Source organism: Mycobacterium timonense (assembly GCF_025821985.1).
GTDB classification, from domain to species: Bacteria; Actinomycetota; Actinomycetes; order Mycobacteriales; family Mycobacteriaceae; genus Mycobacterium; species Mycobacterium avium.
Window position 1 is genome coordinate 104750 of the sequence record NZ_JACKSY010000065.1, and the last position, 26167, is coordinate 130916.

Sequence of the window (26167 nt, forward strand, 5' to 3'; positions counted from 1 at the left end):
CGCGACGCCGCCGTCATTCCTGCGGTCGAGGCTCACGGCAGCGGCGGGGGCGGGGGCTCGGCCGGGGGCGGCGGCGCCGGCGGGTTGTCCCAACTCCCCGGGGTGCCGGCGGGCACCTGCATGCCTAGCCAGTTGCACGGCAACATCGAGCGCCACGCGATCAAGCCGCACTGCTGTTCCGGTGTCAGAGGACTGGGACCCGCGCAGGGCGGTGTTCCCGGCGTCCCGCAGATCGGGTCGGCCGATGCCGGGGGCGCGGAGGCGAACGCGGCAACCGGGAACATCGCCGCGGCCGCCGCAACGAGGGTGATGACGACACGTCGGATGCGATGCATGGCCACCTCGAATCTGTAACTGCGTGCCGCAGATCGTAACTCGGGGCTCTGACACGGCGGGGCTGTTTTGACGTGGGCGGCCTGGTTGGGCGGGTGGCGGGCCGGCTTTCGGGGCTCAGAGCTTATTCAAAAGACCTGTCGCGCGGCATATTTCAACGAACCCGCGCTTGGTGACGGGCCCGCGGAGCCTTTGGGGGCTAATGCGGTGCGTTGGCCATGAAGCAGCGCACCCGAGTGGCGGCGTCTTCCGGCTTGACTCCCATGTCCACTAACCGCTGGACCACCTGTTCGGGAGGCACACCAGAACTGAGGTCGACGTCGATCACATGAACGCTGGGAAACCAAAATTCTGCCTGTTGCCCCGGTGGCGGGGGCTTGGCATCGCCGCCGACGCACTGTACGTAGCCATTGACGCCGGTATCAGCCTGCGCTGCCGAAGCGCCGATGAGCGCAGTGAGGGCCATGCCGGCCGCCGCCGCGCCAGAGGTGAAACGCATGCGGGCATTATCCCGCGTTCCCGTCGTTTGACAACCACGAATCGGCGGTTGAAATACGCAAACCCTGATGTGCTCGGCCGTTGACGGGGCATTGCTTCGCCCTGTATGTCGAGTTCAGGATGCCGAGCTGGAAGGTGGGTGGCAACCGACCGCTGCGCGAAGTTCCGCAACAGCATGTGACTCAATATGAAACCGCAACGGCGCCAACCATTTCCGGAGGTCAAGCGGTACTGTTGGCGAATCCGCTGATGAGCAGGCCCATTCTAGTGCGATGCCGCGAGCGCGCGGCCCTCGTCTTGGCAACCGGCAATGAAGTCGGGCGGGTAAGCCGGGTCATCCACCGATTTTCATGCACGCGGAATCAGCGGTGAGACGCCGCGCGCATTGAGATCAGCGATCAAGGCTTGGTCATCGGCGTGGGCCGGCGCGCCGACGCCGATGCCGATCGACACGGTGATTGCCGCGCCAAAGGCAATGCACAACGACATGCCCCCTGTTTTGGTGATGCCTGCATGGTGGCGGTTGCCCGGTGCGCCGATGGGGGCCTAAACGGTTCCACGAGAAGCCACATCGGAAATCGTGAAATCGCAAACACGGACGACCGGCGCAGCTAAATTGATGTCCTCGGGCGTCGGGTGAACATTTCCGTACGAAACTCCGGAGTGGAGTCATGTCTCGTATCACGAAGATCAGCGTTGCGCCGGCCGGGATGATCGCGGCTGTCTTATTCGTGGCTCCACTCTTACCGGTGGGCCCACTGCCAACGTGCGGTGGCTACATCAACGTTGACGGTAACTGCGTGCCATCGCCGGATCACACACGGAGCAGCCTCCCCGACAACGACGGGACGTACAGCCACTCCCAACACAAGCAAGGGTCAGGCTCCTGGCACGGCGGCACCGGTCGGTCGAAGTAGGCAGGGAGCAGGCACGTCATGCGAGCAATGAAACTTGGTCGCGCCGTGGTCTGTTCAGCTTTACTTGCTGCTGGACTTCTCACCACTGGAGTCTGTGCGGCAAGCGTTGCCCAGGCTGACTTCTGCGGGGCGAAAGAGGACCCGTTCTCGTGTACGGCGCGCTTAGACGCGGGTCCCCCCACATCGGCCGAGTCGGCATTTATCCAGTCTGTACGCGGGCACGTACCCGGCAGGGATACGGATTTGCTGGTCGTCGGTAGAACGGTCTGCAAGATGGGCAGCGACAGCGGCCGCTACGTTCGGCAGCAGGTTGCCCAGCGTTTGGGAACTGACACAGCCAACGCCGGTCAGGTGATGGACGCCGCAGAGGAATACATTTGCCCAGGTGTCGCGTGGCGTTAAGTCGGGCGGCAGCCCCTTAACCTGCTAAAACTCTGGTGCGCGATACTGGGATTGAACCAGTGACCTCTTCCGTGTCAGGGAAGCGCTCTCCCGCTGAGCTAATCGCGCCGGGGAAACCAAAAGCTGGAGGTGGAGACGGGAATCGAACCCGTGTGCACGGCTTTGCAGGCCGTTGCCTCACCACTCGGCCACTCCACCGTTGGGGTCCACGCCACTTGCACCTTCGAGCGGATGACGGGATTCGAACCCGCGACCCTCACCTTGGCAAGGTGATGCGCTACCAACTGCGCTACATCCGCGCGCCACGGACGAGATCGTCGCCCGGTGCGAAGCACGACGATAGTCGACGTGAGCGGGCACATACAAATTTCTTGGTACGAGCCGTGTCTAGGCTATCGCGTCGTCCCGCCGAAGCCGATGCGGCCGGTATCGTCGGGTCTGGCTCGTGCTAGTGTTCGACGTCGTTCGCCGGTCCCGTGGCTCAGTGGGAGAGCGTCCGCTTCACACGCGGAAGGTCGCTGGTTCGATCCCAGCCGGGACCACCGTCATCAAGGCCGATTGGCCGCCGGCACGGCCGGCTATTGCCTGATTGCGCCCGCTGGGCCACCATAAACGGCGTGAGTAAGGTCACCCTAACTACCGAGCTGCCGATCCCGGTGGAAACCGCGTCGGCGCTGGCCCGCAAGCCCGAGATGATGCGCCACGTGCTCAGCCCGGTGCTGCGGATCTACCGCCTCGACGTCCCCGAGCGCATCGAGGTCGGCACCCAGGGATCAGCGCGATTCTGGTTGTTCGGAGTGATCCCCGCCTGGACGCATCACCTCACCATCAAGCGGCTCGACCCCACCGAGATCTACACCAACGAGCACGGCGGACCCGTCCGCACCTGGAACCACCGCCTCACCTTCGAGCCCATCGACGAGGGCAGCTGCCGCTACACCGACGAGATCGAAACCGACGACGGCCTGCGCGGCCTGCCGACCCGCGCCTTCGCCCGGGTCATGTTCCGCCACCGGCACCGGCGGTGGCGCAGGCTCGCGCGGATCCTGCACTGACAGCGAGAGGACGGTGAACCATGGCCGGCAATCAAGAAGGCATCGGCATGCTGAAACTCGAATGCCCGCAACACCATCCCGTCGGCAGGATCCTCAAGGACGCCCCGCATCAGGCCGTCCAGTTCGACCCCGGCGCCCAGGTGGGGCCGCGCCGGTTCTGGCCCGACGAAGACGAGCAGCCGAACTTCACCACCCGCTGCCGGTTCTGCGACCAGCCGGTGGGTGAGGCCACCGCCACCCTGCAGGCCCAACTCGCCGAGGTGGTCGCCGACGCCGCCGCCACCGCCGCGACGGCCGCCCTGCCATATGTGTAGCCGCCCGGCCCCGCAGATACTGTAAGAGCTACCGTAGCGGCGTTGCGGCGCGACGCATCCGCGGCGGCGCCGACCCGAAAGGAGCCCCGTGGCGCAGAACCCCACACCGCCCGACACCCCCCGTCCGCCCGAAGGCGATTGGCTGGGCACGCCGTACCTGCGCTTCGAGCGCTACGGACCCATCGCGCTGTGCACCATCGACCGGCCCCAGGCGCGCAATGCGCTGAGCCCGGCGATGTACTTCGGAATCCGTTACGCCGTCGGACGTCTCAACGAGGACCCGGATCTGGCCGGGCTGGTGCTCACCGGAACCGGCGACGTCTTCGCGCCCGGTGGCGACATGGGCGGCGGGGGAGGCGAGGACAATTGGATCACCTTCGGCTCCGCGCTGGGCATGGACGTCACCCCGTTCGACGCGGTGCGCACCTCGGCCAAGCCGATCGTCTCCGCGGTCAACGGGCTGTGCCAGGGCGGCGGATTCCAGATCGCGTTGTGTAGCGACCTGTCGGTGGTCAGCGATCGCGCGACCTTCCGGGTGCCCGAGTTGTTCCGCGGCTACGCCGACACCTACTACAGCCAGATGCTGGCCCGGGTCATCGGGCCGGTGCGCACCCGCGACCTGATGTTCACCGGCCGGGTGCTCACCGCCGTCGAAGCGCTCGACTGGGGCCTGGTCGCCCGGGTGGTGCCGCACGAGAACCTGCTGGACGCGGCCAAAGACCTACTGGCGCAATGCTGCCGGACCGCGCCGCGCGCCCGCGGCGTCATCAAGTCCAGCCTGGACAACTACCTGGGCCTGTACGACCGCATCGGCATGACCGCCAGCCTGTCCGACGCCGAGGCCATCGAGGGCTTCCGCGCGTTCAAACAACGCCGCTCACCCGACTGGGTGCACCCGGATCTGCGGGTCGACGGACGGCTGTAGCAGGCTCACACCCGCCTGTCCCGGTCGCGCCAAAACGGTTCCCGCAGCTGGGTTTTCAGAATCTTGCCGCTGGCGTTGCGGGGCAGCTCCGCCACGAAATCCACCGTGCGCGGGCATTTGAACCCGGCCAGGTGCCGGCGACAGAACTCGATGACGTCGGCGGCATCGACGTCACCGTCGGCCACCACGATCGCCTTGACCGATTCGCCCCAGAAGTCGTCGGGCACCCCGATCACCGCGGCGTCGACGACGGCGGGGTGCTCGATGAGCACGCTCTCCACCTCGGGGCCGTACACGTTCTCGCCGCCGGTGATGATCATGTCCTTCAACCGGTCTTCGATGTACACGTAGCCGTCGGCGTCCAGACGTCCCACATCCCCGGTGCGCACCCAGCCATCGGCGGTGATCGTCTCGGCCGTCGCTTCGGCACGGTTGAGGTATCCGCTCATGTTCTGGTTGCTGCGCACCCACACCTCGCCGGACCGCCCGGCCGGCAACTCGGCGCCGCTGCCCGGGTCGACGATGCGAATCTCGCAGCCCTGCACCGCTTTTCCGGCCGAGAGCTGCAGCTGGGGGCGCGCCGCATCGCGGTGATCGTCGTCGGACAGCGCGGTGACCGCACCGCACAACTCGGTCTGCCCGTACACCTGGACGAATTTGGTGCCCGGCCACGTCGACAGCGCCCGGTGCAGCAGCGGCAGCGGCATCGGCGCCGCCCCGTACACGATGTAGCGCAGACCGGCGATGCTGGCGCGCGCCGCCTCGCCCGCGTCCAGGAACCGGGCGATCACCGGCGGGACGAAGAACGCGTGGGTGGCGCCGGCGCGCACCGCCCCGATCAGCGCCGCCGCGTCGGGCTCGCGGGTCATGATGGTCGGCGCCCCGGCCCGGATCCCGAACAGCGCGTAGCCGATTCCGCCGACGTGAAACAGCGGCATCGCAACAAGATTCGCGTCCCCGTCGCCGAACGGGAACGCAGGCGCCAGGTTCGCCGCGTGATTGACCAGCGCGCGCTGGCTCAGCAGCACGCCCTTGGGCCGCCCGGTGGTGCCGGAGCTGTAGATCACCAACGCCGTCTCGTCGGTGTCTACGCCCGCATCGCTCGGCGCCGGTTCGGCTGCGGCGAGCAGGGATTCGTACTCGTCACCGACCTCGATGATGCGTTCCAGGCTCGGCACCCGACGGGCGGCCGCCTCGGCCGCCGGACGCAGCTCGGCGCCGACCACCAGCACGCGGGCGCCGCTGTCGGCCAGCACGTGCACCAGCTCGTCGCCGATCACCCGCCAATTGACCACCGTGGTCACCGCGCCGACGGACGCGCCGCCGATGAGCACCTCTAGGCAGGCGGGGTGATTCTTGTCCAGGAACGCCACGCACTGGCCGCGCTGGATGCCGGCGCCGCGCAGCGCCCCCGCCGCGCGCCGGATCCGCGAGCTCCACTCCGCCCAGGACCACTGCCGTTCGCCGTAGCGGATGGCGATCGCGTCGGGCCGGCGCTGCGCGTGCCGTTCCACGATTCCGGCGAGCGTCTCCCTGGTCTCGGCTGCTGGCATGAACCCCTCCGCGTTCGGTTTGTCCCCGTTCTTCCTACGCGGTCGGGCCCGGGCCCGCGACGGCGGCCCCGGCGAGCGCCGGCCGCTATTGCAAAGACGCGATCATCGCCGCACCCTCGCCGGCGGCCTGGGTGGTCGCGCTGCTGTCCTGCCGGAAGTCGACGAACGCCGAGCGGCCGGTCGAGGTGTTGAGCAGCTCGGTGAAGGTGCCGATCACCGGGATCGAGCCCTGCGGATACACCACCGTGGCCGTGTAATTGAGCGAGGCCTGCTGCTGAAAGTTGGGGCCTTGCAGCGGCGTGGTCTCCGGCGGGCCCAGCCGGTTCACATCGGTCAGGATGGCCGAGGCGCCGCCGGTGTACTGGTCGACGTCGGCCTGCAGCAGCGCGGCGGCGTCGGTGCCGGCCCCGGGTTTGACCGTGATCCGCAGCTGCGCGGTGGTGTCGGAGTTGTTCAGCGCCACCCAGTTCGGGCCGCGGTTGCCCAGCGTCCAGCCGGGCGCGGGGGTGACCGAGACGCCCTGGGCGATGGCGATCGCCTCGCCGGAAACCAGCGCCACCCTGGGCGCGCCGGGAGGCGCGGCGCCGGCCCAGACGACGGCCGCGGCCAGGGCGGCGAGGCCGGCGGTAGCGAGCCGCCGTCCGCCGGGGCGCGACGGGGCGCGGGGAGGTCGAGTCGATGACATCGTTGTTCCTAACTCGCTCGGGCGGTGCGGGTTTCACCGATGGCCTCATCGTGCCCGGCCCGGGCCTCGATGTCCAAGGACGCTCGATAGGGCGCCGCCGCCGGTAGGGTAAAGCTCAGTGCACCAACGTATTTCAGCAGAAATCGGCCATCGGCGACCCCGGGATCGGCGCGGTGTGCCACCATGACGGGCATGGTGAACCCCGACCGTGCCCGTTCCCGCACCTTCGTCGTGACCGGCGCCGCCTCCGGCATCGGCCTGGCCACCGCGCGGCGGCTGCTGGCCGAGGGCGGCACCGTGGTCGGCGCCGACCTGGCCGACCCGCCCGGCGACCTGGGCCCCCGGTTCACCTTCGTGCCCGCCGACGTGACCGACGAATCCGCCGTCGCCGCCGTGCTGGCCGCCGTGCCGGGCCGCCTCGACGGCGTCTTTCACGCCGCCGGTGTCGCCGGGGGAGGCCCGGTGCACCTGCTGGACCGCGCCGAATGGGACCGGGTGATCGGGTCAACCTCACCGGCACCTTCCTGGTGGCCAAGGCGGCCCTGGCGCGGATGATCGACCAGCCCCGCGTCGACGGCGAGCGCGGCTCGCTCGTCACGGTCGCCAGCGTCGAGGGCCTGGAGGGCACCGCCGGCGGCAGCTCCTACAACGCGGCCAAGGGCGGTGTCGTGCTGCTGACCAAGAACATCGCGCTCGACTACGGGCCCAGCGGCATCCGCGCCAACGTCATCTGCCCCGGCTTCATCGAAACGCCCATGGCGCACAACGTGTTCAGCATTCCCGGCATGGAGGCGCCGCTGGCCTCGATCACCAGGGAGCACGCCCTGCAGCGGCTGGGGCGGCCCGAAGAGATCGCCGCGATGGCCGCCTTCCTGCTGTCCACCGACGCCTCGTTCGTCAGCGGCCAGGCCATCGCCGTCGACGGCGGCTACACCGCCGGCCGCGATCACGGCGTGGTGGAACTGTTCGGCTTTCCCAGCTGATACCAATTGGATTCAATTACCACTAAGATCCGTCCATGAGCGGTGGATTAACTCCCGACCAGGCGATCGACGCGATCCGGGGGACCGGGGGAGCCCAGCCCGGCTGCCGCGCACTGCACGCCAAGGGCACGCTGTACCGCGGCACGTTCACCGCCACCCGGGATGCGGTGATGCTTTCGGCCGCACCGCATCTCGACGGCTCGACGGTCCCGGCGCTGATCCGCTTCTCCAACGGATCGGGCAACCCGAAGCAACGCGACGGTGCGCCCGGGGTGCGCGGGATGGCGGTCAAGTTCAGCCTGCCGGACGGCTCCACCACCGACGTCTCGGCGCAGACCGCGCGGCTGTTCGTCTCCAGCACCCCGGAGGGGTTCATCGATCTGCTCAAGGCGATGCGGCCCGGCCTGACCACGCCGCTGCGGTTGGCCACCCACCTGCTCACCCATCCGCGGCTGCTCGGGGCGCTGCCCTTGCTGCGGGAGGCCAACCGGATCCCGGCCAGCTACGCCACCACCGAGTACCACGGCCTGCACGCCTTCCGCTGGATCGCCGCCGACGGCAGCGCGAGATTCGTTCGCTACCACCTGGTTCCGACCGCGGCCGAGGAATACCTGTCGGCCTCCGACGCCCGCGGCAAGGACCCGGACTTTCTCACCGACGAGCTGGCGGCGCGACTGCAGGACGGGCCGGTGCGGTTCGACTTCCGGGTGCAGATCGCCGGGCCCACGGACTCGACGGTGGACCCCTCGTCGGCCTGGCAGAGCACGCAGATCGTCACCGTCGGCACCGTGACGATCACCGGCCCCGACACCGAACGCGAGCACGGCGGCGACATCGTCGTCTTCGACCCGATGCGCGTCACCGACGGCATCGAGCCCTCCGACGATCCGGTGCTGCGGTTCCGGACCCTGGTGTACTCGGCGTCGGTCAAGTTGCGGACCGGGGTGGATCGCGGCGCGCAAGCCCCGCCGGTGTGACCCCGGCCCCTTGGTCTGCGCCGAAATCGGCGGCAGGCTAAGGTTTTTCTCCGGTGTCGCCATTTCAGATGTTCGTCATATGCCTGGCCGGGCTGGCCGCCGGTGCGATCAACGCGCTGGTCGGGTCCGGCACCCTGATCACCTTCCCGACGCTGGTGGCGCTCGGCTATCCGCCGGTGACGGCCACCATGTCCAACGCCACCGGCCTGGTCGCCGGCAGCGTCTCGGGCACCTGGGGCTATCGCGCCGAGCTGCGCGGTCAGTGGGACCGGCTGCGCTGGCAGCTGCCGGCCTCGCTGGCCGGCGCCGGGCTGGGCGCCTATCTGCTGCTGCATCTGCCGGAGAAGGTGTTCGCCGAGATCGTGCCGGTGCTGCTGGTGGCGGCGCTGGTCCTGGTGGTGACCGGGCCGCGGATCCAGGCGTGGACGGCCCGGCGCGCCGAGCTGGCTGGCCGCTCACCCGAACACGTGCCACCCGGGCGGATGGCGACGCTGGTGTTCGGCACCTTCGCCGTCGGCGTCTACGGCGGCTATTTCACTGCCGCCCAGGGCATTTTGCTGGTCGGCCTGATGGGGGCACTGCTGCCCGAATCGGTGCAGCGGATGAACGCCGCCAAGAATCTGCTGGCCCTGGTGGTGAATGTGGTTGCGGCGGTTGCCTATACGTCGGTGGCGTTCGGCCGGATCAGCTGGGCGGCGGCCGGGCTGATCGCGGTGGGCTCGCTGGTCGGCGGGCTGCTCGGCGCCCGGTACGGGCGCCGGCTGTCCGGCGGCGCGCTGCGGGCCATCATCGTGGTGGTGGGGCTGATCGGGCTCTACCGCCTGCTCGCGGTGGCATGACGAAACAGCCGCTGCAGCAACGGTTTTGGTGCTACCCGGTGCTCACCAGCGGTCGGCGCCGGACAGCGCGGAGTCGACCGTGGGGTAGATCGGCAGGATGTCCGACAGCCCGCACGCGTCGATGATGCGGCCGACGATCGGTTCGCAGCTCACCAGCCGCAGGTCGATGCCGCGCTGTCGGCAGCGTTTCGCCTCGTCGGTGAGCACGGCGAACGCGCAGCACCCCATGAACTCCAGGCCGGTGACGTCGACCACGAACGGCCCAGGCGTGGTGACGACGCCGGCGGCCTCGCTGACCAGGTGGCGCCAGGTGTCCTCGTTGCACGCGTCGATCTCGCCGCCCGCATAGATCAGCACCGCGGAGCCGCTGCGCGCGGTCGTCGCCCGCAGTGTGCTGTTGGGGTCGCCCAGTTCGTAGACGAGTTTGGTGCTCAGCGTCAGGTGCGTGGCGGACATCGGTTCCACAATGACTGAATTCATGATGGACCCCCTAATCGACAGGCGCGGGAGCGCCTCGAATGGATGCCCGTCCTTCTGTCTGAAGACAGACTGTTCGCCTAGGCGAATTTCTTTTGTATAACGAGACAGGGCGGTCTGTCTACGGGTCCTGACCTAAGAGTACGGTAAGGCTCGTATGACAACTCCGGATGCCGGATCGTCCGGCGCCTCGGCACGTGAACGCGTCCTGACCGCGGCATATGAGCTGTTCAGCCGGCGTGGGATCCGCGCGGTGGGCACCGACGAAGTGATCGCCCGGGCCGGTGTCGCCCGGGCGACGCTGTACCGCCATTTCGCGACGAAGAACGACCTGGTGCTGGCCGTGCTGCAGCGTCGCGAGGAGCTGTGGACGTACGGGCTGATCGAGGAGCAGTCCCGGCTGCGCGGCGCCACGCCGGAGGAGCAGCTGCTGGCGATCTTCGACGTGATGGACGAGTGGTTCCGGCAGGGCGACCGGTACGAGGGCTGCTCGTTCATCAACGTGCTGCTCGAGCTGGGTCCGGAGCATCCGGCCGGGAAGGCCTGCATCGCCCACATCGACCGCGTCCGCGACATCGTGCGCCGCCGCGCGGTGGCGGCGGGGTTGACCGACGTCGAGGACTTCGCGTCGTCCTGGCACATCCTGATGAAGGGCGCCATCGTGCTGGCCGCCGTCGGCGACCTCGACGCCGCGCGGCGCGCCCGCCGGATGGCCCGCACCCTGATCGAGGAACACCGGCCGCCGCTGGTGTCCGACACCGGCGAGGCGGTGTAGTCAGACCGGGTCGGTCGCGGTGTTGCCGGTCTTGCGGTAATGCTCGGCCTCCAGCTCGGCGATCGCCCGGGAGGTGCGCTCCCGCAACAGGATTGCCGCCGTCAGCCCGGCCACCACGGCGACCACCAGCCCGATCCAGGAGAACCGCTCCAGCCAGCGCTCGGCGGCCACCCCGGCGAAATAGACCAGCGCGGTGGTGCCGCCCGCCCAGCAGATGGCGCCGGAGACGTTGGCCGCCAGGAACCGCGGGTAGTGCATCTTCAACGCGCCGGCCAGCGGCCCGGCCAGGATCCGCAGCAGCGCGATGAAGCGGCCCAGGAAGACGGCCCGCGCGCCCCACCGGTTGAACAACTTCTCGGCCAGCGCGACGTGTCCGGGACCGAAGTGTTTGGGAAACCGCCGGCCGAGCCGCTCGAACAGCGGCATGCCGAACCGCCGCCCCACCGCGTAGCCGATCGAATCGCCGATCACCGCCCCGATCACCGCGGCGACGCCGACACCGAGCGGATTGACGGCCAGGTCGTGATGCGACGACATCAGCGCCGCGGTGACCAGCACGATCTCGCCGGGCAGCGGAATGCCCAGGCTCTCGATCCCGACCACACCGCCGACCACCAGATAAACCGCGAGCGGCGGGATCGAGTGCAGCAAGGGCTCCACGTTCATGCGTCAAGGATGCCTGATGCGCTGCCCACGCCCTGCAGCCGCGGACGTTTGGGCTCGCGCCCGTCGTACGACGAGAGGCCGCGCAGCCGCCGCCAGACCCACGGGACGAAGCTGTCCTGCGTCCAGCGCCACTGCTCGTAGGCGCCGGCCGCGACCGAACGCCGGGCCCGCTGCTGCCCGCCCAGGGCCCAATCATGGCTGCTGTCAGGCAGATTCAGCGCCTCGGCGGCCGCGGCCGCGAACAAGATGTGCCCCTTGGTCGAGGCGTGCACCCGGTCGACGGCCCAGGTGTCCAACTCCCGCATCGACGGTGCGCTGTACAGGTCGACCAGCCGGAACCCGTGCCGGTTCGCGGCCGCCCGAATGACCGCGTTGATCCGGGTCAGCCGCCCGGCCACCAGCCGGCCCAGCGGCAGGAACTGCGCGACGTTCGGAAAGGTCGTCGTCACCACCGTCGCGCCCGATCCGGCCAGCGCGGCGTAGATGTGGTCCAGGTCGGTCAGGGCCGGGCCGAACGAGCGCCCGGGCTGGATGACGTCGTTCATGCCGGCGCACACCGTGATCAGGTCCGGCCGCATACCCAGGGCCGCCGGGACCTGCTCGGCCAGCACGTGGCCGATCCGTTTGCCGCGGATCGCGAGGTTGGCGTATTGCAGCCCGGGATACGCCGAATCCAGCATCGCGGCGAGGCGGTCGGCGAATCCGAGCAGGCCGGTGCTGTCGTCGCCGTCCCACAGGCCCTCGGTCTGGCTGTCGCCGATGGCGACGTAACGGCGGTATCCAGGGTGAATGGCCCCGCTCACGAAGCCGAGAATAACGCGAAGCAGGGCCGGCGACTGGTTACCGTGGAGCCATGCCAGCCAAGCGTGCGCGAGTCGCCGGGCCAGCCGCGGCCGCGCCGGCCGTCGATTCGCTTGCGCCGCAGTATCCGATCGAATCGGTCGACAACGCGCTCAAGCTGTTGCTGCTGCTGGGCGAGCAACCCGAGATCCGGTTGAGCGAGGCCACCCGCTATCTGGGTGTGGCGTCCTCGACGGCGCACCGGCTGCTGGCGATGCTGGCCTACCGCGGATTCGTCCGGCAGGACCCGGTGTCCAAGGCGTATCTGCCCGGCCCGTCGCTGACCGGGGTGGCGTTCGCCATCTTCGGCCGCCTCGACATCGCGCGATCGGCCGCGCCCATCATGCGCGCGCTCAGCGAGCAGCTGCGCGAGACGGTGCACGTCGGCATGCTCGACGGGGCCAGCGTGCGGTTCGTCGCCGCCGTCGAGGGCCCGGCCGCGGTGCGGGTGGCCTCCCGGCTGGGCCGCGCCATGCCGGCGCATTGCACCTCGACGGGCAAGGTGATGCTGGCCCAGTTGTCCGCGGCCGAACTGCGGGCGCTGCTGCCGCGCGAGCGGCTCAAGCGCATCACCGCGCATTCCCTCGGCAGCCGCGCCGCGCTGGAGGCCGAGCTGGCCGCGATCCGCGAGCGCGGCTACGCCACCAACCGGGAGGAGAGCGAGGAGGGTGTCGCGTCGGTCGCCGTGCCGATCCCCACCCGCGCGCCCGGGCTGCGGCTGGCCCTGAACGCCGCCGCCCCGCAGAACCGGCTGGACGCCGCCCGCTACCCCGCGGTGGCCGCCGCACTTGTGGCCGCCGCCAAGGAGATCGGCGATCAGCTCGGCTAGCCTCCGATCCGCGCCACCTCGTGCCGCCAGGCCGCCTCGGCGGTGAACGCCGGCCCCAGGTCCGGCAGGTCGTCCCAGTCGGCGTCGGCGATGTCGCGCAGCGTGCCGCCGGCCGCGCGCACCCGCAACGACATCCGGGCCAGCGCGTCGACGCTGATCGCCTGCAGCACCGCCTGGGGCACGGTGGCGGCGGCGCTGGTGATGCCGTGCCCGCGGCAGATCACCACCGGCCGGCCGCGCATCGCTGCCACCATGTCCCGGGCCAGCCGCGAATCGCGGATCAGCACGGCGCGTTCGTACACCGGCACGCCGCCGCGGGCCAGCCGGGCGCCGGGAATGTCGTGGGCGCCGTAGATCGGCCGCAGGGTGATGCCGGCCAGGTCGGCGGCGACCACGGCCGGTGGGTGCAGGTGTGCGACGGCGGTGTGCCGCGGGTCGGCCAGCATGGTCTCGACGTGGATCGGCAGTTCGTTCGGCACCCGGTAGCCGTCGAGTTCGCCTGGGGCGCCGGCGGTTCCGTCGAACCGGACCAGCCGGATGTCGCCGGGCCGGGTGAACGCCACCCCGTCGTCCGTGTCGCTGCGGCAGCGCACCAGCAGGCGCTCGTCGTCGATCCGCAGGCTCACATGCCCGAGGATGCCGTCGACCAGGCCGCGGGCCGCCGCCACCCGGCAGCCCTGCGCCACCAGGGCGCGCTGCTCGTCCAGCCGGCCGCTCACCGCGGCGTCCCCAGCCCGAATCCGCCGTCGGGCCTTACGGTTTCGCCGGTGATGCCGCGGGACCGGTCGGAGGCCAGGAACACGAAACTCCAGGCATGGTCGGCGCCGGACAGCGCGACCCGCAGGGGAGTGCGGGCGGCCACCTCGGCCGCCCGGTCCGGGGCGTCGTCCAGGCGGGTGCCCTGCAGCCCCAGGCTGGCCAGGCCGCGCAGGTCGGTGCCCAGCGTGCCGCCCGGGGCCACGCCGTTGACCCGGATTCCCGGCGCCAGTTCGTGCGCCAACGCCGAAACCAGCCCGCGCACCGCGAATTTGGACGACACGTAGAGCACCCCGCCGCGGCCCGGATAGAACGACGACGCGGACTCGGTCAGCACGATCGAGGAGGCACCGGCGGCCCGCAGCGCGGGCAGCGCCGCCTTGACCGACTGCAGGTGGCTCAGCACGTTGGTGCGAAACATCTCGTCGAACGCGTCGGCGAGCGCGCCCGCGTCGATGTCGGCCACCCCGCGGTAGAAGTCGAACACCCCGACGCAGTTGACCAGGGTGTCCAGCCCGCCGAAGGTGTCCACCGCGAGCGCCACGGCCCGTTCGTTGGCCTCGCGGGTGGTGGCGTCGCCCTCGGCGACGGCCACCTCGGGCAGCTGCCGGCGCAGCCGGTCGCACTTGTCGCTATCGCGTTCCAGCGCAGCGACTTTCGCGCCCTCGGCGGCGAAGGCGTCGACGACGGCGCGCCCGATTCCCGACCCCGCGCCGACGACGAGGGCGCGCTTGCCGTCAAGCCAGCCGGTCATCGCCGTCCTCCGGTTCGTCGGGCAGCAGCGGCGCCTGGCCGTTGCCCACCATGGCGGCCAGCGTGCGGGGGTTCTGCCAGGTCAGCGCCTCGACCTCCAGCGGGTCCAGGGTGATCGAGCGCCCGGTCTTGGGGGCGCTGATCAGCAGCCGCGACCCGTTGCGGGTCTCGACCCGCTGCACCCGCACCTCGGTGAATTCGTTGCCGAGGGTGATGGGTTCGCCGACGGGATTCACAAAAACACCGCCAGGTTCTGCATCCGCAGCACCGACTCGTCGACGAAGATGCTGCGGCGGGCCAACTTCCAGCGATCCTCAGACCAGCGCAGCACGTCCTCGCGGCCGCAGGACACCAGGGCGCTCTCGTTGACGTCGCCGCGGCTGCGGAACAGCAGCTCGGCGGACTCGACCAGCAGGTGCCGGTCGTCCTCGACGAAGGTGCGCACGTTGGTGACGAAATGCCGCAGCCGCGACGGCGGATCCTCGGTCCAGGCGTGCTCGGTGGCGAACCGCGCGACCCGCTGGCTCAGCGAGTACTTGTCCTCGTCGAAATGCGCCATCCCCGGGCTGGTGTCGAACCCCGCGCCGCGCGCGGTGGTCACCCGCACCGGCATGACGTAGCGGACGTCGTCGGTCAGCGTGTCCAGCCACGCCTGGTAGTGCTGGGCGTCGAGCAGGTAGGCCTCGTCCACCAGGAACTGGTGCGCCTGCAGGTGCCGGGCATCGTCAAAGGGCAGGCAGGTCAACGGTTTTCGCATGCGTCGCCTTCCTGCAGATAGTCGGCCCACATGGCCAGCAGCGCCCGCTGGTTGTGCTCGTTGTAGCCGACCTGCGCGCGTCCGGGGCCGTGGAAAGCGCTGGGCGCCAGCGCCTCGACGACCGGGCGGCCGTCGTCGTACAGGCCCATCCGGCTGTTCAGCAGCAGCCGCCGCGCCATCGACCCGCCCGCGGTGGTGGTCAGCGACACCCAGTTCTCCACATCGTCCTGCTCGAACATGCCGGTGGACCCGAAGCACATCAGATACGCCTTGTACGAATCCTGTTTGTAGTGCGCGGGAGCCGCGGAGTCCACCGCGAACCACGAACACACCTCGGTCTCGTTCTCGCTGATCGGCTGCCACAACCGGATCGAGATGAACGGCAGCGTCTCGTCGTCGCGCCCGTCGCGCACCTTGGGCCAGTTGTGCACGAAACTCAGATTGGGAAAGCAGGTCGCCGCCGAAACCATGAACCCGTCCTCGCCGACCACCCGCTGCTGCCGCGGCGTCCACACCTGTTTGATCCGCCCGATCATCTCGTCGGGGTAGCCGACGTAGCGCATCCGCTCCTCGAAGCCGCCCGGCGGAAGCTTGTAGGTGGTGCCGCCGCCGCGGTGCGCCCAATAGGTAGCGCCGTCCTTGCGCTTCTGGGCCTTCGGCTCGCGGAACAGCCCGATATCGACGATCGAGGCGTGGGTGTGCGGGGTGTGGTACATGTCGCCGGCGAAATTCTCCGCCCCGATCTTCCAGTTCGCCCGGATCCGCCAGCGCTGCGGCCCGCGCAGCTCCACGCCGCCCGCGCTTTGGCGGGTGTAGTAGTCCAGGTAGAACCGGAAGTCGCCGAGAAAATCCTGCAGCGGTGGTGCGGCCGGATCCAGGCTGATGAACAGCAGCCCGTTGTAGCCGGCGAAATTCGGTGCGGGCAAAAGGGTTTGGTCCTTGACGAACCCGTCGTCGCCGCCGTAGGCCTCCCGGTGGAACGGCAATCCGGTGAGCCGGCCGTCGTTGCGGTAGGTCCAGCCGTGATACGGGCAGCGGAAATTGGAGGCGTTGCCCAGCTCCGCGCGGCACACCTGCATCCCGCGGTGCAGGCACATGTTGAACAGGGCCCGCACCCGGCCGTCGGATCCGCGGGTGATGATGAACGAATCGTCGAGCACCCGGCGCACCATGTAGTCGCCGTCGTGCGGAATCTCGGACTCGTGCCCCACGAACGTCCACGCCCGGGCGAACAGCCGCCGCTTCTCCAGCGCGAACAGTTCGGGGTCGTTGTAGATGTGCGCGGGGATCATCCCGCGGCGCACGTTCTCGAGCACCCCGAGCAACCCGCCGTCCGGCCCAGCCATCGCTGCCTCTGTTCTACAGAAATACTTTCCGCTCAGTAGAATCCCGCAGTCGGTAGCGCTGGTCAATCTCCGGGCCCGCGCGCCACCAGCTTTCCGCCAGAATGCTTGGTGCTAATTCACAGGTTGCACGCATCGAAAGCCGCAACGCCGCAGTTACGGTTGTTCACGTCAGCCATCCCGCGCATGTGAGCGCGGCGCGTTAAGGGGTATCCGTTCGGTTCGGCGTGATGATCGCCGTCTGCCTGCCGGCGTGAGAAAGGACTGGTGTCATGGTGGGTCGACCACGAGCGGGTCGATTGCAGAAGGTCGGATCGAAGGTGGTGGCGGCGATCGGCCGCCAGGAGTGGATGGACCGGCCGAGCTACCGGTTCGAACACCTGCTCAGCTTCGCCTACAACGGGCTGGGCAGCGCCCGCAACACCGTCACCAACGCGCTCAACGGGGTCTGGCTCGGTCACCCGGTGCACCCGCCGCTGGCGTCACTGACCAGCGGCGCGCTCGGCACCACGGTGGCGCTGGACGCGCTGAGCGTGCTGCCCGGGCAACCCGCCTCCGAGGTCGTCGACGCCTCCCGGTTCGCCAGCCGCGCGCTCGGGGTGGGCATCCTGGCCAGCCTGGGTTCGGCCGTCACCGGCGTCACCGACTGGCAGCACACCCACGAGGAGGACCGCCGGGTCGGCGCCGTGCACGGCCTGCTCAACGTGGCCGCCACCGCGCTGTACGTGCAGTCGTGGTTCGACCGGCGCCGGGGCCGGCACGGACGCGGCATCCTGCTCACTGCGCTGGGCTACGGCATCACGGTGGCCGGCAGCTATCTGGGCGGGGCGCTGGTCTTCGAGTCCGGCATCGGCATCGACCAGTCCGGCCCGCGGCTGCGCACCTCGGCCTGGACGCCGGTGCTGCCGGCCAGTTCGCTCAACGGCAAACCGGTGCGCGTCGAGGTCGACGGCGTCGGCCTGGTCGTCTGCCAGACCAAGCCGGGCGAGGTCGCCGCGTACGGGGAGTTCTGTCCGCACCTGGCCGCCCCGATGGCCGACGGCTGGCTGGACCGGGGCCGGTTGGTCTGCCCCTGGCACGGCTCGTGGTTCGCCGCCGAGTCCGGCGAGGTGGTGCGCGGGCCGGCGGCGGCGCCGCTGCCGTGCTACCAGGCCCGAGTGGTCGACGGAGTGGTCGAGGTCCGCGGCGAGCAGCAGCCCGCTCCCGGCGGCGCGGTCGGAATCGCAAAAGGAGGAGCCAGTTGAACGCCTACGACGTCTTGAAGGAACACCACATCGTGATCAAGGGCCTCGGCCGCAAGATCAGCGAGGCGCCGGTGAATTCCGAAGAGCGCCATGCCCTTTTCGACGACCTGCTGATCGAGCTCGACATCCACTTCCGCATCGAGGACGACCTGTACTACCCGGCCCTCAAGGAGGCCAGCAAGCTGATCGCCGTCGCCCATGCCGAGCATCGCCAGGTCGTCGACCAGCTTTCGGTGCTGCTGCGCACCCCGCAGAGCGCGCCGAACTACGAGGACGAATGGAACTCCTTCAAGACGGTGCTCGAGGCGCACGCGGACGAGGAGGAACGCGACATGATCCCGGCCCCGCCGCAGGTGCACATCACCGACGCGGAGCTCGAGGAGCTGGGCAACAAGATGGCCGCCAAGATGGAGCAGTACCGCGGCTCGGCGCTGTACAAGATGCGCACCAAGGGACGCGCGGCGCTGGTGCGTTCGCTCTGAGGCCGACGGTCGACCACACCGCCCGCCTGCCGGGTTCGGCGACCGATCGGGAGTAGCCTCACGGCTCATGGACCCCGAGTGTGTCGCTTCTCAGGGCGACATCACCGCGGAGATCGCCGCCATCGCAGCGCAATACCGCGCCGACGACGGGGGCGCCGGCCAGCCGCTGCTGGACTATCCGCCGTACCGGGCCACCATCCTGCGCCACCCCAAGCAACCGCTCGTCGCGGTCGATCCCGAGGCGGCCGAGCTGTGGGCGCCGTGCTTCGGCCGCGACGACGTCGACCCGCTGGACGCCGACCTGACCGCCGGCCATCGCGGCGAGCCGATCGGGGAGCGGGTCGTCGTCGCCGGGCGGGTCGTCGACGAGGCCGGCCGGCCGGTGGCCGGTCAGCTGGTCGAGATCTGGCAGGCCAACGCCGCCGGCCGCTACCGCCACCAGCGCGACCGCCACCCCGCCCCGCTGGACCCCAACTTCACCGGCGCCGGGCGCTGTTTGACCGGGCCGGACGGCTGGTATCGCTTCCTGACCATCAAGCCCGGCCCCTACCCGTGGCGCAACCACCACAACGCCTGGCGGCCCGCCCACATCCATTTCTCGGTCTTCGGAACCGCCTTCACCCAGCGGCTGATCACCCAGATGTATTTTCCCGGCGACCCGATGTTCGAACTGGATCCGATCTTTCAGTCCATCCTGGACCCCGCGGCGCGCCGGCGGCTGATCGCCCACTACGACCACGACCTCACCCAGCCGGAATACGCCACCGGATACCGGTGGGACATCGTGCTGGCCGGCGGCGGGCGAACCCCGACCGGGGCCGGGAATGACTGAAACAGCCTGCACGCCAGGGCAAACCGTCGGCCCCTTCCTGGACCTGGGATTGCCGTATCCCGGCGACGCCCGGTTGGTCGACGTCGGCGATCCGCGGGCCGTCCGGCTGCACGGCACGGTGTACGACGGCGTCGGCGCGGCCGTTCCCGACGCGCTGGTGGAGCTGTGGCAGCCCGACGGCGCGGGACGCATTGTGCGCCAAGCCGGTTCGCTGCGCCGCGATCCCGCGGTGTTCACCGGATGGGGCCGGTGCGCGACCGGCGAGGACGGGGGATACGGGTTCACCACGCTCGCGCCGGGATCGGTGATCGACGGCCGCACGCCGTTCTTCGCGCTCACCGTGTTCGCCCGCGGGCTGCTGAACCGGCTGTTCACCCGCGCCTACCTGCCCGGCGCCGGACCGGACACCGACCCGCTGCTGGCCCGTGTCGCCCCCGAGCGCCGCACCACGCTGCTGTGCGTCGCCGAAAACGGCGGCCGCGCTTACCGATTCGATATCCGCCTGCAGGGACCTGGCGAGACGGTGTTCCTGGCCTACCGGACGGACGAGCGATGACCAACCTGTTGTGGCCGGGGGACCACCGCGCCGGTGAGCACATGACCGACGCCGCGCTGCTGGATGCGATGGTGGCGGTGGAATCGGCGTGGCTGGCCGCGCTGACGGGCGCCGGACTGGCACCGGCCGACTGCGCGGCGGCCGGCCTGCGGAACCTGGTGGCGGGCAACGACTCCGAGACGCTAGCGGTCGGCGCCGAGGACGGCGGCAACCCCGTCATCGGGCTGGTGCGCCTGCTGCGGGAGCGCGCCGACCCGGCCGTCGCGCCGTGGATTCACCGCGGGCTCACCAGCCAGGACGTGCTGGACACCGCCCTGATGCTGGGCGTGCGCGCGCTCGCCGACGACCTGATCGCCCAACTGCGAGAGCAGATCCGGGTGCTGTCCGCGCTGACCGACCGGCACCGGGCCACCCCCATGGTGGCCCGCACCCTCACCCAGCACGCCGCCCCCACCACCTTCGGCGCCAAGGCCGCCGGCTGGCTGAACGGGGTCATCGACGCCTTCGACAATGTGATAGCCCTGGTCACCCCGGTCCAAATCGGCGGCGCGGCAGGAACATTGGCCGCCAGCACCGAACTCGCGGCGCTGCGCACCGGTACCGCCGACCCGGCGGCGGTCTCCGTCGAGCTCGCTCGCGGCACGGCGGCCGCGCTGGGCCTGGCGCCGCGGCCCCCCTGGCACACCGCCCGCGCACCGATCACCGCGGCCGCCGACGCTCTCGTCGGCTGCACCGACAGCTGGGGCCGTATCGCCGCGGACGTCGTCACCCTGGCCCGTCCGGAGATCGGCGAACTCGGTGAGCCGGCGGCCGCCACCCGCGGCGGCTCGTCGTCGATGCCGCACAAGCGAAACCCGGTGTTGTCCATCCTGATTCGCCGGGCGGCCATCGCGGGCCCGCCGCTGGCCGCGACGCTGCACACCGCCGCCGCGCTGGCCGGCGACGAACGCCCGGACGGCGCCTGGCATGCCGAGTGGGACACGCTGCGCACCCTGGGCCGGCGCACCGCCGTGGCCGCATCCCAGTGCACGGAACTGCTGGCCGGGCTGAGCGTGCACGCCGCGCGGATGGCCGAAAACCTCGCAGCCGCAGACGTTTTGGGTGAACAGCGGGCGATCGCCGAGCTGGCCGGCGGCGCACCGTCACCGACCTACTTCGGCGCCGTCGACCGGGTGATCGACGAGACGCTGCGCCGCGCCGCGCGGGTGCGTCCCGAGCGGTGAGCGATCCAGCGTCTCAGTCGGCCACCGCGATCTCGATGGACAGGCACTCGCCCAGGGCGTGCGCGGCCGCCCAGTCGCCGCCGCGCACCGCGCGTTCGAGTTCGTCGACCAGCGGGCTGTCGGCGCCCAGATCGGCCAGCCACGCCGACACCGTCGCCGTGATCTGGTGGGCGGGCACCCGGGCGACATGCCCGCGGTGCAGTCGGTCGGTCAGCTGGTAGATGGTGGCCGTCGGCCTGCGCTGCGGCCAATGAACCATCCATTTCGGTGAATTCATCGTCCCCTCCCCGCTAGCCTCAACGACTCATTCGACTCCGGCGGCACGTCCAACTCTCGAGCACAATAGTACGTGTGTACCATTGCGCCGGTCGTTGTTTTGGCCGTGAAATATCCCGATTTTTTCCGCTCTTCGGTCATCGTGATCGCCCACCTGGTTCTCCCGTCGCGACGAGCGGGCCGATCAGTGCCGCGCCAACGAGGCACGGCCCGCTCGGGCCATGATGCGTTGCAACACGTTGTGCGACAGGTCGCCGTCGTTGGCCACCCGCGCCAGGCCCCGCCGCCGCAAGAACATGTCGAGCCGGCGATCGGGCGACCAATCCGCGTACGTCGAGCCGAGGTAGTGCGACTGCAGGAAATCCGACGCCAACGCATCGAGGTCGGACTCCGTCATTGGACTGGCCCCCATAACCGGCATGCTCCTTTGTTCTCCGCGACCGCCGCAGCCAAGTTACGTCAGGGGGCGTCACTAATCCGTCACGCCGCGATTGCGGAAAGGGCCCAAAGTCGGCCGCGGTCAGCCGGTCTGCGATGCCGTCGGCTTGTGGGCGACGATCGCGACGGCGGCCAGTTGCCTGCGATGTTTGCGGAACGTGCGGCGCATGGTCAGCACCCGCTTGCGGGCGTCGCGGTGCACCAGCACGTTGCGGGCGAACCGCAGCGCCCCGAACAACCCCTCGTCGGAGACCAGCCGGCGCGGCTGCAGCAGCGCCATCGGCGCGGTCGCGACGTGATCGACCACCAATCCGTGCTCGGCCAGCAGCGCCGACCATTCCGCAACGGTCAACGGACGGGCGTTCACCTTGATGGCCCGGGCCAGCGCCCGGCGGATGTCGGTGCTGACCTCCTCGGAGACGGTGTCCGGCGTCAGCGCGAGTTCGTGGATGGCGTAGCGGCCGCCCGGGCGCAGCACGCGCGCCGCCTCGGCGACGATCGCCCGCTTGGCCGCATCGCCCTGCATGGTCAGCATCGCCTCGCCGATGACGACATCGCCGCTGGCGTCGGGCAATCCGGTGTCGGCCGCGTCGGCGACCCGCACGGTGGCGTTGTGCGCACCGAGATCGCAGAGCACGCCGCGCACCACGTTGGCCGCATCGGGGTCGGCCTCGGCGCCCACGTAGGAGCGCGGCGCCCGGGCCACGATCTCGGTGGCGGTGCGGCCCAGGCCCGGCGCCAGCTCGACGACGTCGGCGCCGGTCAGTTGCGCGTGGGACAGCAGGGTGCGGGTCAGCTCGACACCGCCGGGCCGCAGTACCCGTTTGCCGAGCCGCGCCAGCAGCCAATGCCCGGCCACCGCCTCGTCGGCGCGGTGCGACCCGGGGAGCGGAGGTTCGGAACCTGTGCGAAGTTCGTTGGCGGCCATGGATTCTCCGACGCTGAGGCTAGTTTTTACAAGATTGATTGTGTAAACTCTAGCGCATGACCTACGTGATCGGGAAGCCATGCATCGATGTGATGGACCGCGCTTGCGTCGACGAGTGTCCGGTGGATTGCATTTACGAGGGCGGCCGGGCGCTCTACATTCATCCCGACGAGTGCGTCGACTGCGGCGCGTGCGAGCCGGTGTGTCCGGTGGAGGCGATTTACTACGAAGATGACCTGCCCGAGGACCTCAAACCGCACCTGGCCGACAATGAAGCGTTCTTCGCCGAAACGCTGCCGGGCCGCGACGCGCCCCTGGGATCCCCGGGCGGGGCGGCCAAGCTGGGCCCGCTCGGCGTCGACACCCCGCTGGTGGCAAGCCAGCCCAGTGCCGCCCATTCGGACGGCTCCTGACCGACGAGGAGCGTGGGGGACCCGTTGACCAAGTCACGGAAGTTGCTGGCCCCCTCGGCCGGGGAATCGGCCGGCCGCCGGCGCGCGGTGCTGCGGTTGCTGCGCGCCTCGCCCGAGCCGATGAGCATCGCCGGGATCGCCGACGTGCTGGGCGTGCACCCCAACACGGTGCGCTTCCATCTGGACAGCCTCGTCGCCGACGGCCAGGTCGAGCACGTCGAGCTGGACCGCAAGGGGCCCGGCCGCCCACCGCTGATGTTCCGGGCGGTGCGGCAGATGGACCGCGGCGGGACGCGGCACTACCGGCTGCTGGCCGAGATCCTGGCGAAGGCCTTCGCCGCCGAAACCGATCCCGCGCCCAAGGCGCTGGCCGCCGGCCGGGCCTGGGGGCAGCAGCTGGACGCCGAACGGCGTCGGCTGCCGCGGGACGCGGCCGGCGCCGAGCAGGCCATCGCCCAGCTGGTCGACGTGCTCGACGAGCTCGGCTTCGCACCCGAGCGCCGGGTGATCGACGGAGAGCAGCAGGTCGGCCTGCGGCACTGCCCGTTCCTGGAATTGGCCGAGAACTCCTCGAATGTGGTGTGCCCGGTGCATCTGGGCCTGATGCAGGGGGCCATGGAAAGCTGGGGCGCGCCGGTCTCGGTGGACCGGCTCGACCCGTTCGTCGAGCCGGACCTGTGTCTGGCTCACCTGACGCTGCAAGGGGCGGACAGATGAGCACCGGAACCGCGATCGCCGTCGCGCTCACCTTCGTCTGGCTCGGCATGGTGCTGGCCATATCGTTCCTGGAGGCGCCGCTGAAGTTCCGGGCGCCCAACGTGACCCTGCAGATCGGGCTGGGCATCGGGCGCTTGGTCTTTCGCGCGCTCAACACCGTCGAGGTGGTCTTCGCCCTCGTCATCGGCGCGATCGTGGTGGCCGGCCCCACCCGGGCGGGCGTCGCGGTGGCCATCGGCGTGGCCGTCGCCGCCCTGGCCGTCCAGCTGGTGGCGGTCCGGCCCGCCCTGACCCGCCGGTCCGACCGGGTGCTGGCCGGGGACGACGGACCTCGCTCCCGGGCCCACTACGGCTACGTCGCGCTGGAGGCGGTCAAGGTGGTCGCGCTGATCGCGGCGGGGATACTGCTACTGAGCGGTTGACGGCCAACCCTCAAGGCGAAGGCCTTGCGACTTCGAAGGACCCGATTATGGATTCCGTCTCGTTGACCGACCTTGCGGCCGAAAAGCTCGCCGAGGCAAAACAATCGCACAGCGGGCGTGCCGCGCACACCATCCACGGCGGGCACACCCACGAGCTGCGGCAAACCGTGCTCGCGCTGCTGGCCGACCACGACCTGTCCGAACACGACAGCCCGGGCGAGGCCACGCTGCAGGTGCTGCAGGGTCATGTGCGGCTGACCACCGGCGGCGACGCTTGGGAGGGCAGGGCCGGCGAGTATGTCGCCATCCCGGCCGAACGGCACGCCCTGCACGCGGTGGAGGACTCGGTGGTCCTGCTGACCGTGCTGAAAACCATCCCGTCGGCGCACTAGCCGGCCATGTTGTCCACACCCTGGTCCGCGGGTTTCGGCCTGCGGGTACCCATCGTCAACGCCCCGATGGGCGGGGTCGCCGGCGGCCGGCTGGCCGCGGCGGTCACCGCCGCCGGTGGCCTGGGCATGGTCGGGATGGGCAGCGTGGCCACCCGGCGGCTGCTGGCCGAGCAGTTGCAATACGTCGACGGCCGGTTCGGGATCGGGCTGGTCGACTGGGTGATGCGCAACGAGGCGGGACTGCTCGAGGACGCCCTGGCCGCCCGGCCCGCCCTGCTGTCGGTCAGTTTCGGCACCGACTGGTCCTGGGTCGCCAAGGCGCACGACGCCGGAATCCCCACCGTCACACAGGTTTACGACAGCCTCGGCGCGCGGCAGGCGGTCGACGCCGGCGTCGACATCCTGGTGGCGCGCGGCTCGGAGGGCGGCGGGCACGGCGAGGTCAAGCTGGGGCTGCTGCCGCTGCTCGACGCCGTGCTGGACGCCGTCTCGGTGCCGGTGCTGGCCGGCGGCGGCGTCGCCTCGGCGCGCAGCCTGGCCGCGGTGCTGGCCGCCGGCGCCAGCGGGGCGTGGGTGGGCACCCGGCTGTCGGCCTGCCCGGAGGCGCTGACCGCCGACGGCAACCGGCGGGCCCTGGTCGAGGCCGCCGAGACCGACACCGCCGTCACCCGGGCCTTCGACGTCGCCAAGGGGTTGCCCTGGCCGGCCCGGTTCCCGTCCCGGGTGCTGGCCAACGACTTCGTCGAGCGGTGGACCGGCCGGGAGGAAACGCTGGACGCCGGGGCCTGCGAGGAGTTGGCCGCCGCGATCGCCGCCGGGGACTGCCGGGTCGCGCCGGTGGATGCCGGCCAGGGGGTGGGGATGATCCGCAATGACGCGACGGTCGCGGAGGTCATCGACGAAATGTGCAGTGGCGCAGAGCAATTGCTGTCCCGCTGGGGCTCGTGACCCTCGTAGCCCTGTTGTCACCCTCCGTCGTTACGCTGGCGTGACGCTCGGCGGCGGTCGCCACGCTGGTGTGACGCTCGGCGACGAAACCGCGGTGGCTACACCGCGCGCAGGTAGCGCCGGGCGATGACGCGCTGACCGACCCGCAGCACCGGCCCGCCGGCCCTGGCCCACCAGGTCGCGGGCCGGGAGAACGCCGTCACCTCCGCGTACACCGCGGACGTGGCCGGGTTGTGGCGGACCACGAAGCGTTCCTCGCCGGACTCCGGATGGCCCGGCAGCGTGCCGTAGCCGAAGCCGCGGATGTCGGGTTCGTCGACGACGTAGACGACGCGGCAGGGGGCGGGCACAAACCCCAGCCGCACCACCACCACGGCGTCGACGACGGCCACCTCGGAGCTGGCCTGCACCCGCAGCCCCGAGCCGCGCTGCATGCCCCAGCGCAGCACCGCCCCGGCGGCCTGCTCGAAACGCGCTGCGCCCGTACCGATTTGGCGCTCGACGTGTTGATGGTGATATCCGGCGGGCAGGTCGCCGGAGGCCGTCGCCCCCACCTCGGAGTAGGTCAGCGGCAGTTCCTCGAGCGCTCGTAGGTCCACCCGGCCAGCTTGCCACGCCG

The 26167-nt window shown here is 70.3% G+C and carries 35 protein-coding genes, 4 tRNA genes and 1 pseudogene; 20 read left to right on the plus strand and 20 right to left on the minus strand.

Annotated elements, in window-relative coordinates; genetic code table 11:
- Nucleotides 1-32: 32 nt before the first annotated feature.
- From H7I87_RS16205 to H7I87_RS16215, 3 genes are all read right to left on the minus strand, one after another.
- Entirely contained in the window at nt 33-341 is a 309-nt protein-coding gene (locus H7I87_RS16205) for a hypothetical protein (protein WP_080691736.1), read from the minus strand.
- A gap of 191 nt (nt 342-532) precedes the next feature.
- Complete coding sequence (locus H7I87_RS16210; protein ID WP_033718141.1) at nt 533-832, minus strand: hypothetical protein; 300 nt, start codon at nt 830-832, stop codon at nt 533-535.
- 347 nt (nt 833-1179) lie between these two features.
- Complete coding sequence (locus H7I87_RS16215; protein WP_009977845.1) at nt 1180-1320, minus strand: hypothetical protein; 141 nt, start codon at nt 1318-1320, stop codon at nt 1180-1182.
- A 455-nt stretch (nt 1321-1775) separates the two neighbouring features.
- On the opposite strand from H7I87_RS16215, the gene H7I87_RS29200 reads away from it, so the two are divergent.
- Nucleotides 1776-2150 (plus strand): DUF732 domain-containing protein, encoded by a 375-nt coding sequence (locus H7I87_RS29200; protein ID WP_076221136.1) that lies wholly within the window; start codon nt 1776-1778, stop codon nt 2148-2150.
- Nucleotides 2151-2183: 33 nt separating this feature from the next.
- On the opposite strand, the gene H7I87_RS16220 is transcribed toward H7I87_RS29200, so the two are convergent.
- The 3 genes from H7I87_RS16220 to H7I87_RS16230 all read right to left on the minus strand — a co-directional run bounded on the left by H7I87_RS16220 (nt 2184) and on the right by H7I87_RS16230 (nt 2449).
- A tRNA-Val gene (locus H7I87_RS16220) sits at nt 2184-2258 on the minus strand.
- Between the two features lie 16 nt (nt 2259-2274).
- Nucleotides 2275-2348 (minus strand) — tRNA-Cys (locus H7I87_RS16225).
- 28 nt (nt 2349-2376) lie between these two features.
- Nucleotides 2377-2449: transfer RNA gene (locus H7I87_RS16230), tRNA-Gly, on the minus strand.
- Nucleotides 2450-2620: 171 nt separating this feature from the next.
- Here H7I87_RS16230 and H7I87_RS16235 point away from each other — a divergent pair.
- The 4 genes from H7I87_RS16235 to H7I87_RS16250 all read left to right on the plus strand — a co-directional run bounded on the left by H7I87_RS16235 (nt 2621) and on the right by H7I87_RS16250 (nt 4444).
- Nucleotides 2621-2692: transfer RNA gene (locus tag H7I87_RS16235), tRNA-Val, on the plus strand.
- 75 nt (nt 2693-2767) lie between these two features.
- Nucleotides 2768-3205, plus strand: coding sequence for an Rv1443c family protein (locus H7I87_RS16240; RefSeq protein ID WP_023870868.1), 438 nt, complete (start codon nt 2768-2770; stop codon nt 3203-3205).
- A gap of 20 nt (nt 3206-3225) precedes the next feature.
- Nucleotides 3226-3519, plus strand: a complete 294-nt coding sequence (locus H7I87_RS16245; RefSeq protein ID WP_009977834.1) for a hypothetical protein — start codon at nt 3226-3228, stop codon at nt 3517-3519.
- 88 nt (nt 3520-3607) lie between these two features.
- Complete coding sequence (locus tag H7I87_RS16250) at nt 3608-4444, plus strand: enoyl-CoA hydratase/isomerase family protein (protein ID WP_033727132.1); 837 nt, start codon at nt 3608-3610, stop codon at nt 4442-4444.
- Nucleotides 4445-4449: 5 nt separating this feature from the next.
- Here H7I87_RS16250 and H7I87_RS16255 read toward each other — a convergent pair whose 3' ends face one another.
- Entirely contained in the window at nt 4450-5997 is a 1548-nt protein-coding gene (locus H7I87_RS16255; protein ID WP_033727130.1) for a long-chain-fatty-acid--CoA ligase, read from the minus strand.
- An 85-nt stretch (nt 5998-6082) separates the two neighbouring features.
- Nucleotides 6083-6682, minus strand: coding sequence for a hypothetical protein (locus tag H7I87_RS16260; protein ID WP_033727127.1), 600 nt, complete (start codon nt 6680-6682; stop codon nt 6083-6085).
- Between the two features lie 183 nt (nt 6683-6865).
- On the opposite strand from H7I87_RS16260, the pseudogene H7I87_RS16265 reads away from it, so the two are divergent.
- From H7I87_RS16265 to H7I87_RS16275, 3 genes and pseudogenes are all read left to right on the plus strand, one after another.
- A pseudogene (locus H7I87_RS16265) lies at nt 6866-7665 on the plus strand (SDR family NAD(P)-dependent oxidoreductase).
- Between the two features lie 35 nt (nt 7666-7700).
- Entirely contained in the window at nt 7701-8642 is a 942-nt protein-coding gene (locus H7I87_RS16270; protein ID WP_033727126.1) for a catalase family peroxidase, read from the plus strand.
- Nucleotides 8643-8710: 68 nt separating this feature from the next.
- Nucleotides 8711-9481: a sulfite exporter TauE/SafE family protein gene (locus H7I87_RS16275; protein WP_033727143.1), complete on the plus strand. Its 771-nt coding sequence runs from the start codon at nt 8711-8713 to the stop codon at nt 9479-9481.
- 42 nt (nt 9482-9523) lie between these two features.
- Here H7I87_RS16275 and H7I87_RS16280 read toward each other — a convergent pair whose 3' ends face one another.
- Entirely contained in the window at nt 9524-9961 is a 438-nt protein-coding gene (locus H7I87_RS16280) for an anti-sigma factor antagonist (RefSeq protein WP_003875324.1), read from the minus strand.
- Nucleotides 9962-10115: 154 nt separating this feature from the next.
- Between H7I87_RS16280 and H7I87_RS16285 the strand changes: the two genes are divergently transcribed.
- Nucleotides 10116-10733, plus strand: coding sequence for a TetR/AcrR family transcriptional regulator (locus H7I87_RS16285; protein WP_003875325.1), 618 nt, complete (start codon nt 10116-10118; stop codon nt 10731-10733).
- On the opposite strand, the gene H7I87_RS16290 is transcribed toward H7I87_RS16285, so the two are convergent.
- Nucleotides 10734-11399: a DedA family protein gene (locus H7I87_RS16290; protein WP_023869571.1), complete on the minus strand. Its 666-nt coding sequence runs from the start codon at nt 11397-11399 to the stop codon at nt 10734-10736.
- On the minus strand, nt 11396-12202 hold the full coding sequence (locus H7I87_RS16295) for an SGNH/GDSL hydrolase family protein (RefSeq protein WP_019733881.1): 807 nt from the start codon (nt 12200-12202) through the stop codon (nt 11396-11398). Before H7I87_RS16295 ends, H7I87_RS16290 begins: the two co-directional genes overlap by 4 nt.
- Nucleotides 12203-12252: 50 nt before the next feature.
- Here H7I87_RS16295 and H7I87_RS16300 point away from each other — a divergent pair, with 50 nt between their 5' ends.
- Nucleotides 12253-13068 carry an IclR family transcriptional regulator gene (locus tag H7I87_RS16300; protein WP_033727123.1) on the plus strand — a complete coding sequence of 272 codons (816 nt, stop codon included), beginning with the start codon at nt 12253-12255 and terminating at the stop codon, nt 13066-13068.
- Here the strand turns inward: H7I87_RS16300 and phtC are convergent.
- From phtC to H7I87_RS16325, 5 genes are read right to left on the minus strand one after another with little or no spacing between them, the layout of a single operon-like run.
- The gene (phtC, locus tag H7I87_RS16305) at nt 13065-13787 is read right to left on the minus strand and encodes a 3,4-dihydroxyphthalate decarboxylase (protein ID WP_019732492.1); all 723 of its coding nucleotides are present in this window, start codon (nt 13785-13787) and stop codon (nt 13065-13067) included. The genes H7I87_RS16300 and phtC overlap by 4 nt on opposite strands.
- Nucleotides 13784-14578, minus strand: a complete 795-nt coding sequence (gene hcaB, locus H7I87_RS16310) for a 3-(cis-5,6-dihydroxycyclohexa-1,3-dien-1-yl)propanoate dehydrogenase (protein WP_009977820.1) — start codon at nt 14576-14578, stop codon at nt 13784-13786. The genes phtC and hcaB overlap by 4 nt, the downstream gene beginning before the upstream one ends.
- On the minus strand, nt 14562-14813 hold the full coding sequence (locus H7I87_RS16315; protein ID WP_019732491.1) for a hypothetical protein: 252 nt from the start codon (nt 14811-14813) through the stop codon (nt 14562-14564). The genes hcaB and H7I87_RS16315 overlap by 17 nt, the downstream gene beginning before the upstream one ends.
- Nucleotides 14810-15334 (minus strand): 3-phenylpropionate/cinnamic acid dioxygenase subunit beta, encoded by a 525-nt coding sequence (locus tag H7I87_RS16320; RefSeq protein WP_003875332.1) that lies wholly within the window; start codon nt 15332-15334, stop codon nt 14810-14812. Before H7I87_RS16320 ends, H7I87_RS16315 begins: the two co-directional genes overlap by 4 nt.
- Nucleotides 15319-16680: an aromatic-ring-hydroxylating dioxygenase subunit alpha gene (locus H7I87_RS16325; protein WP_011725508.1), complete on the minus strand. Its 1362-nt coding sequence runs from the start codon at nt 16678-16680 to the stop codon at nt 15319-15321. The genes H7I87_RS16320 and H7I87_RS16325 overlap by 16 nt, the downstream gene beginning before the upstream one ends.
- Before the next feature lie 269 nt (nt 16681-16949).
- Between H7I87_RS16325 and H7I87_RS16330 the strand changes: the two genes are divergently transcribed.
- The 5 genes from H7I87_RS16330 to H7I87_RS16350 all read left to right on the plus strand — a co-directional run bounded on the left by H7I87_RS16330 (nt 16950) and on the right by H7I87_RS16350 (nt 21014).
- Nucleotides 16950-17921 carry a Rieske (2Fe-2S) protein gene (locus H7I87_RS16330; protein ID WP_019732490.1) on the plus strand — a complete coding sequence of 324 codons (972 nt, stop codon included), beginning with the start codon at nt 16950-16952 and terminating at the stop codon, nt 17919-17921.
- Nucleotides 17918-18403 carry a hemerythrin domain-containing protein gene (locus H7I87_RS16335; RefSeq protein WP_003875335.1) on the plus strand — a complete coding sequence of 162 codons (486 nt, stop codon included), beginning with the start codon at nt 17918-17920 and terminating at the stop codon, nt 18401-18403. Before H7I87_RS16330 ends, H7I87_RS16335 begins: the two co-directional genes overlap by 4 nt.
- A gap of 67 nt (nt 18404-18470) precedes the next feature.
- Nucleotides 18471-19235, plus strand: a complete 765-nt coding sequence (gene pcaH, locus H7I87_RS16340; RefSeq protein ID WP_019732489.1) for a protocatechuate 3,4-dioxygenase subunit beta — start codon at nt 18471-18473, stop codon at nt 19233-19235.
- On the plus strand, nt 19228-19791 hold the full coding sequence (gene pcaG, locus H7I87_RS16345; protein WP_023881111.1) for a protocatechuate 3,4-dioxygenase subunit alpha: 564 nt from the start codon (nt 19228-19230) through the stop codon (nt 19789-19791). Before pcaH ends, pcaG begins: the two co-directional genes overlap by 8 nt.
- Nucleotides 19788-21014 (plus strand): lyase family protein, encoded by a 1227-nt coding sequence (locus H7I87_RS16350; protein WP_033727122.1) that lies wholly within the window; start codon nt 19788-19790, stop codon nt 21012-21014. Before pcaG ends, H7I87_RS16350 begins: the two co-directional genes overlap by 4 nt.
- A 13-nt stretch (nt 21015-21027) precedes the next feature.
- Here H7I87_RS16350 and H7I87_RS16355 read toward each other — a convergent pair whose 3' ends face one another.
- The 3 genes from H7I87_RS16355 to H7I87_RS16365 all read right to left on the minus strand — a co-directional run bounded on the left by H7I87_RS16355 (nt 21028) and on the right by H7I87_RS16365 (nt 22656).
- Nucleotides 21028-21291: an Rv2628 protein family gene (locus H7I87_RS16355; protein WP_010949706.1), complete on the minus strand. Its 264-nt coding sequence runs from the start codon at nt 21289-21291 to the stop codon at nt 21028-21030.
- Between the two features lie 183 nt (nt 21292-21474).
- Nucleotides 21475-21687, minus strand: a complete 213-nt coding sequence (locus H7I87_RS16360) for a hypothetical protein (protein ID WP_003878561.1) — start codon at nt 21685-21687, stop codon at nt 21475-21477.
- 123 nt (nt 21688-21810) lie between these two features.
- A complete protein-coding gene (locus H7I87_RS16365; protein WP_019734213.1) occupies nt 21811-22656 on the minus strand; it encodes a class I SAM-dependent methyltransferase in 846 nt (281 codons plus the stop codon).
- Nucleotides 22657-22712: 56 nt separating this feature from the next.
- On the opposite strand from H7I87_RS16365, the gene fdxA reads away from it, so the two are divergent.
- The 5 genes from fdxA to H7I87_RS16390 are packed head-to-tail and all read left to right on the plus strand — an operon-like array spanning nt 22713 to nt 25548.
- On the plus strand, nt 22713-23069 hold the full coding sequence (gene fdxA / locus H7I87_RS16370; protein WP_019734212.1) for a ferredoxin: 357 nt from the start codon (nt 22713-22715) through the stop codon (nt 23067-23069).
- A gap of 12 nt (nt 23070-23081) precedes the next feature.
- A complete protein-coding gene (locus tag H7I87_RS16375) occupies nt 23082-23786 on the plus strand; it encodes a helix-turn-helix transcriptional regulator (RefSeq protein ID WP_009977808.1) in 705 nt (234 codons plus the stop codon).
- Nucleotides 23783-24208: a hypothetical protein gene (locus tag H7I87_RS16380; RefSeq protein ID WP_003875344.1), complete on the plus strand. Its 426-nt coding sequence runs from the start codon at nt 23783-23785 to the stop codon at nt 24206-24208. Before H7I87_RS16375 ends, H7I87_RS16380 begins: the two co-directional genes overlap by 4 nt.
- Before the next feature lie 47 nt (nt 24209-24255).
- Nucleotides 24256-24600, plus strand: coding sequence for a cupin domain-containing protein (locus H7I87_RS16385; RefSeq protein ID WP_003875345.1), 345 nt, complete (start codon nt 24256-24258; stop codon nt 24598-24600).
- Nucleotides 24601-24606: 6 nt separating this feature from the next.
- A complete protein-coding gene (locus tag H7I87_RS16390) occupies nt 24607-25548 on the plus strand; it encodes an NAD(P)H-dependent flavin oxidoreductase (protein ID WP_009977806.1) in 942 nt (313 codons plus the stop codon).
- 98 nt (nt 25549-25646) lie between these two features.
- Here H7I87_RS16390 and H7I87_RS16395 read toward each other — a convergent pair whose 3' ends face one another.
- Nucleotides 25647-26147: a DUF1990 domain-containing protein gene (locus H7I87_RS16395; RefSeq protein ID WP_019732296.1), complete on the minus strand. Its 501-nt coding sequence runs from the start codon at nt 26145-26147 to the stop codon at nt 25647-25649.
- Nucleotides 26148-26167: the final 20 nt, after the last annotated feature.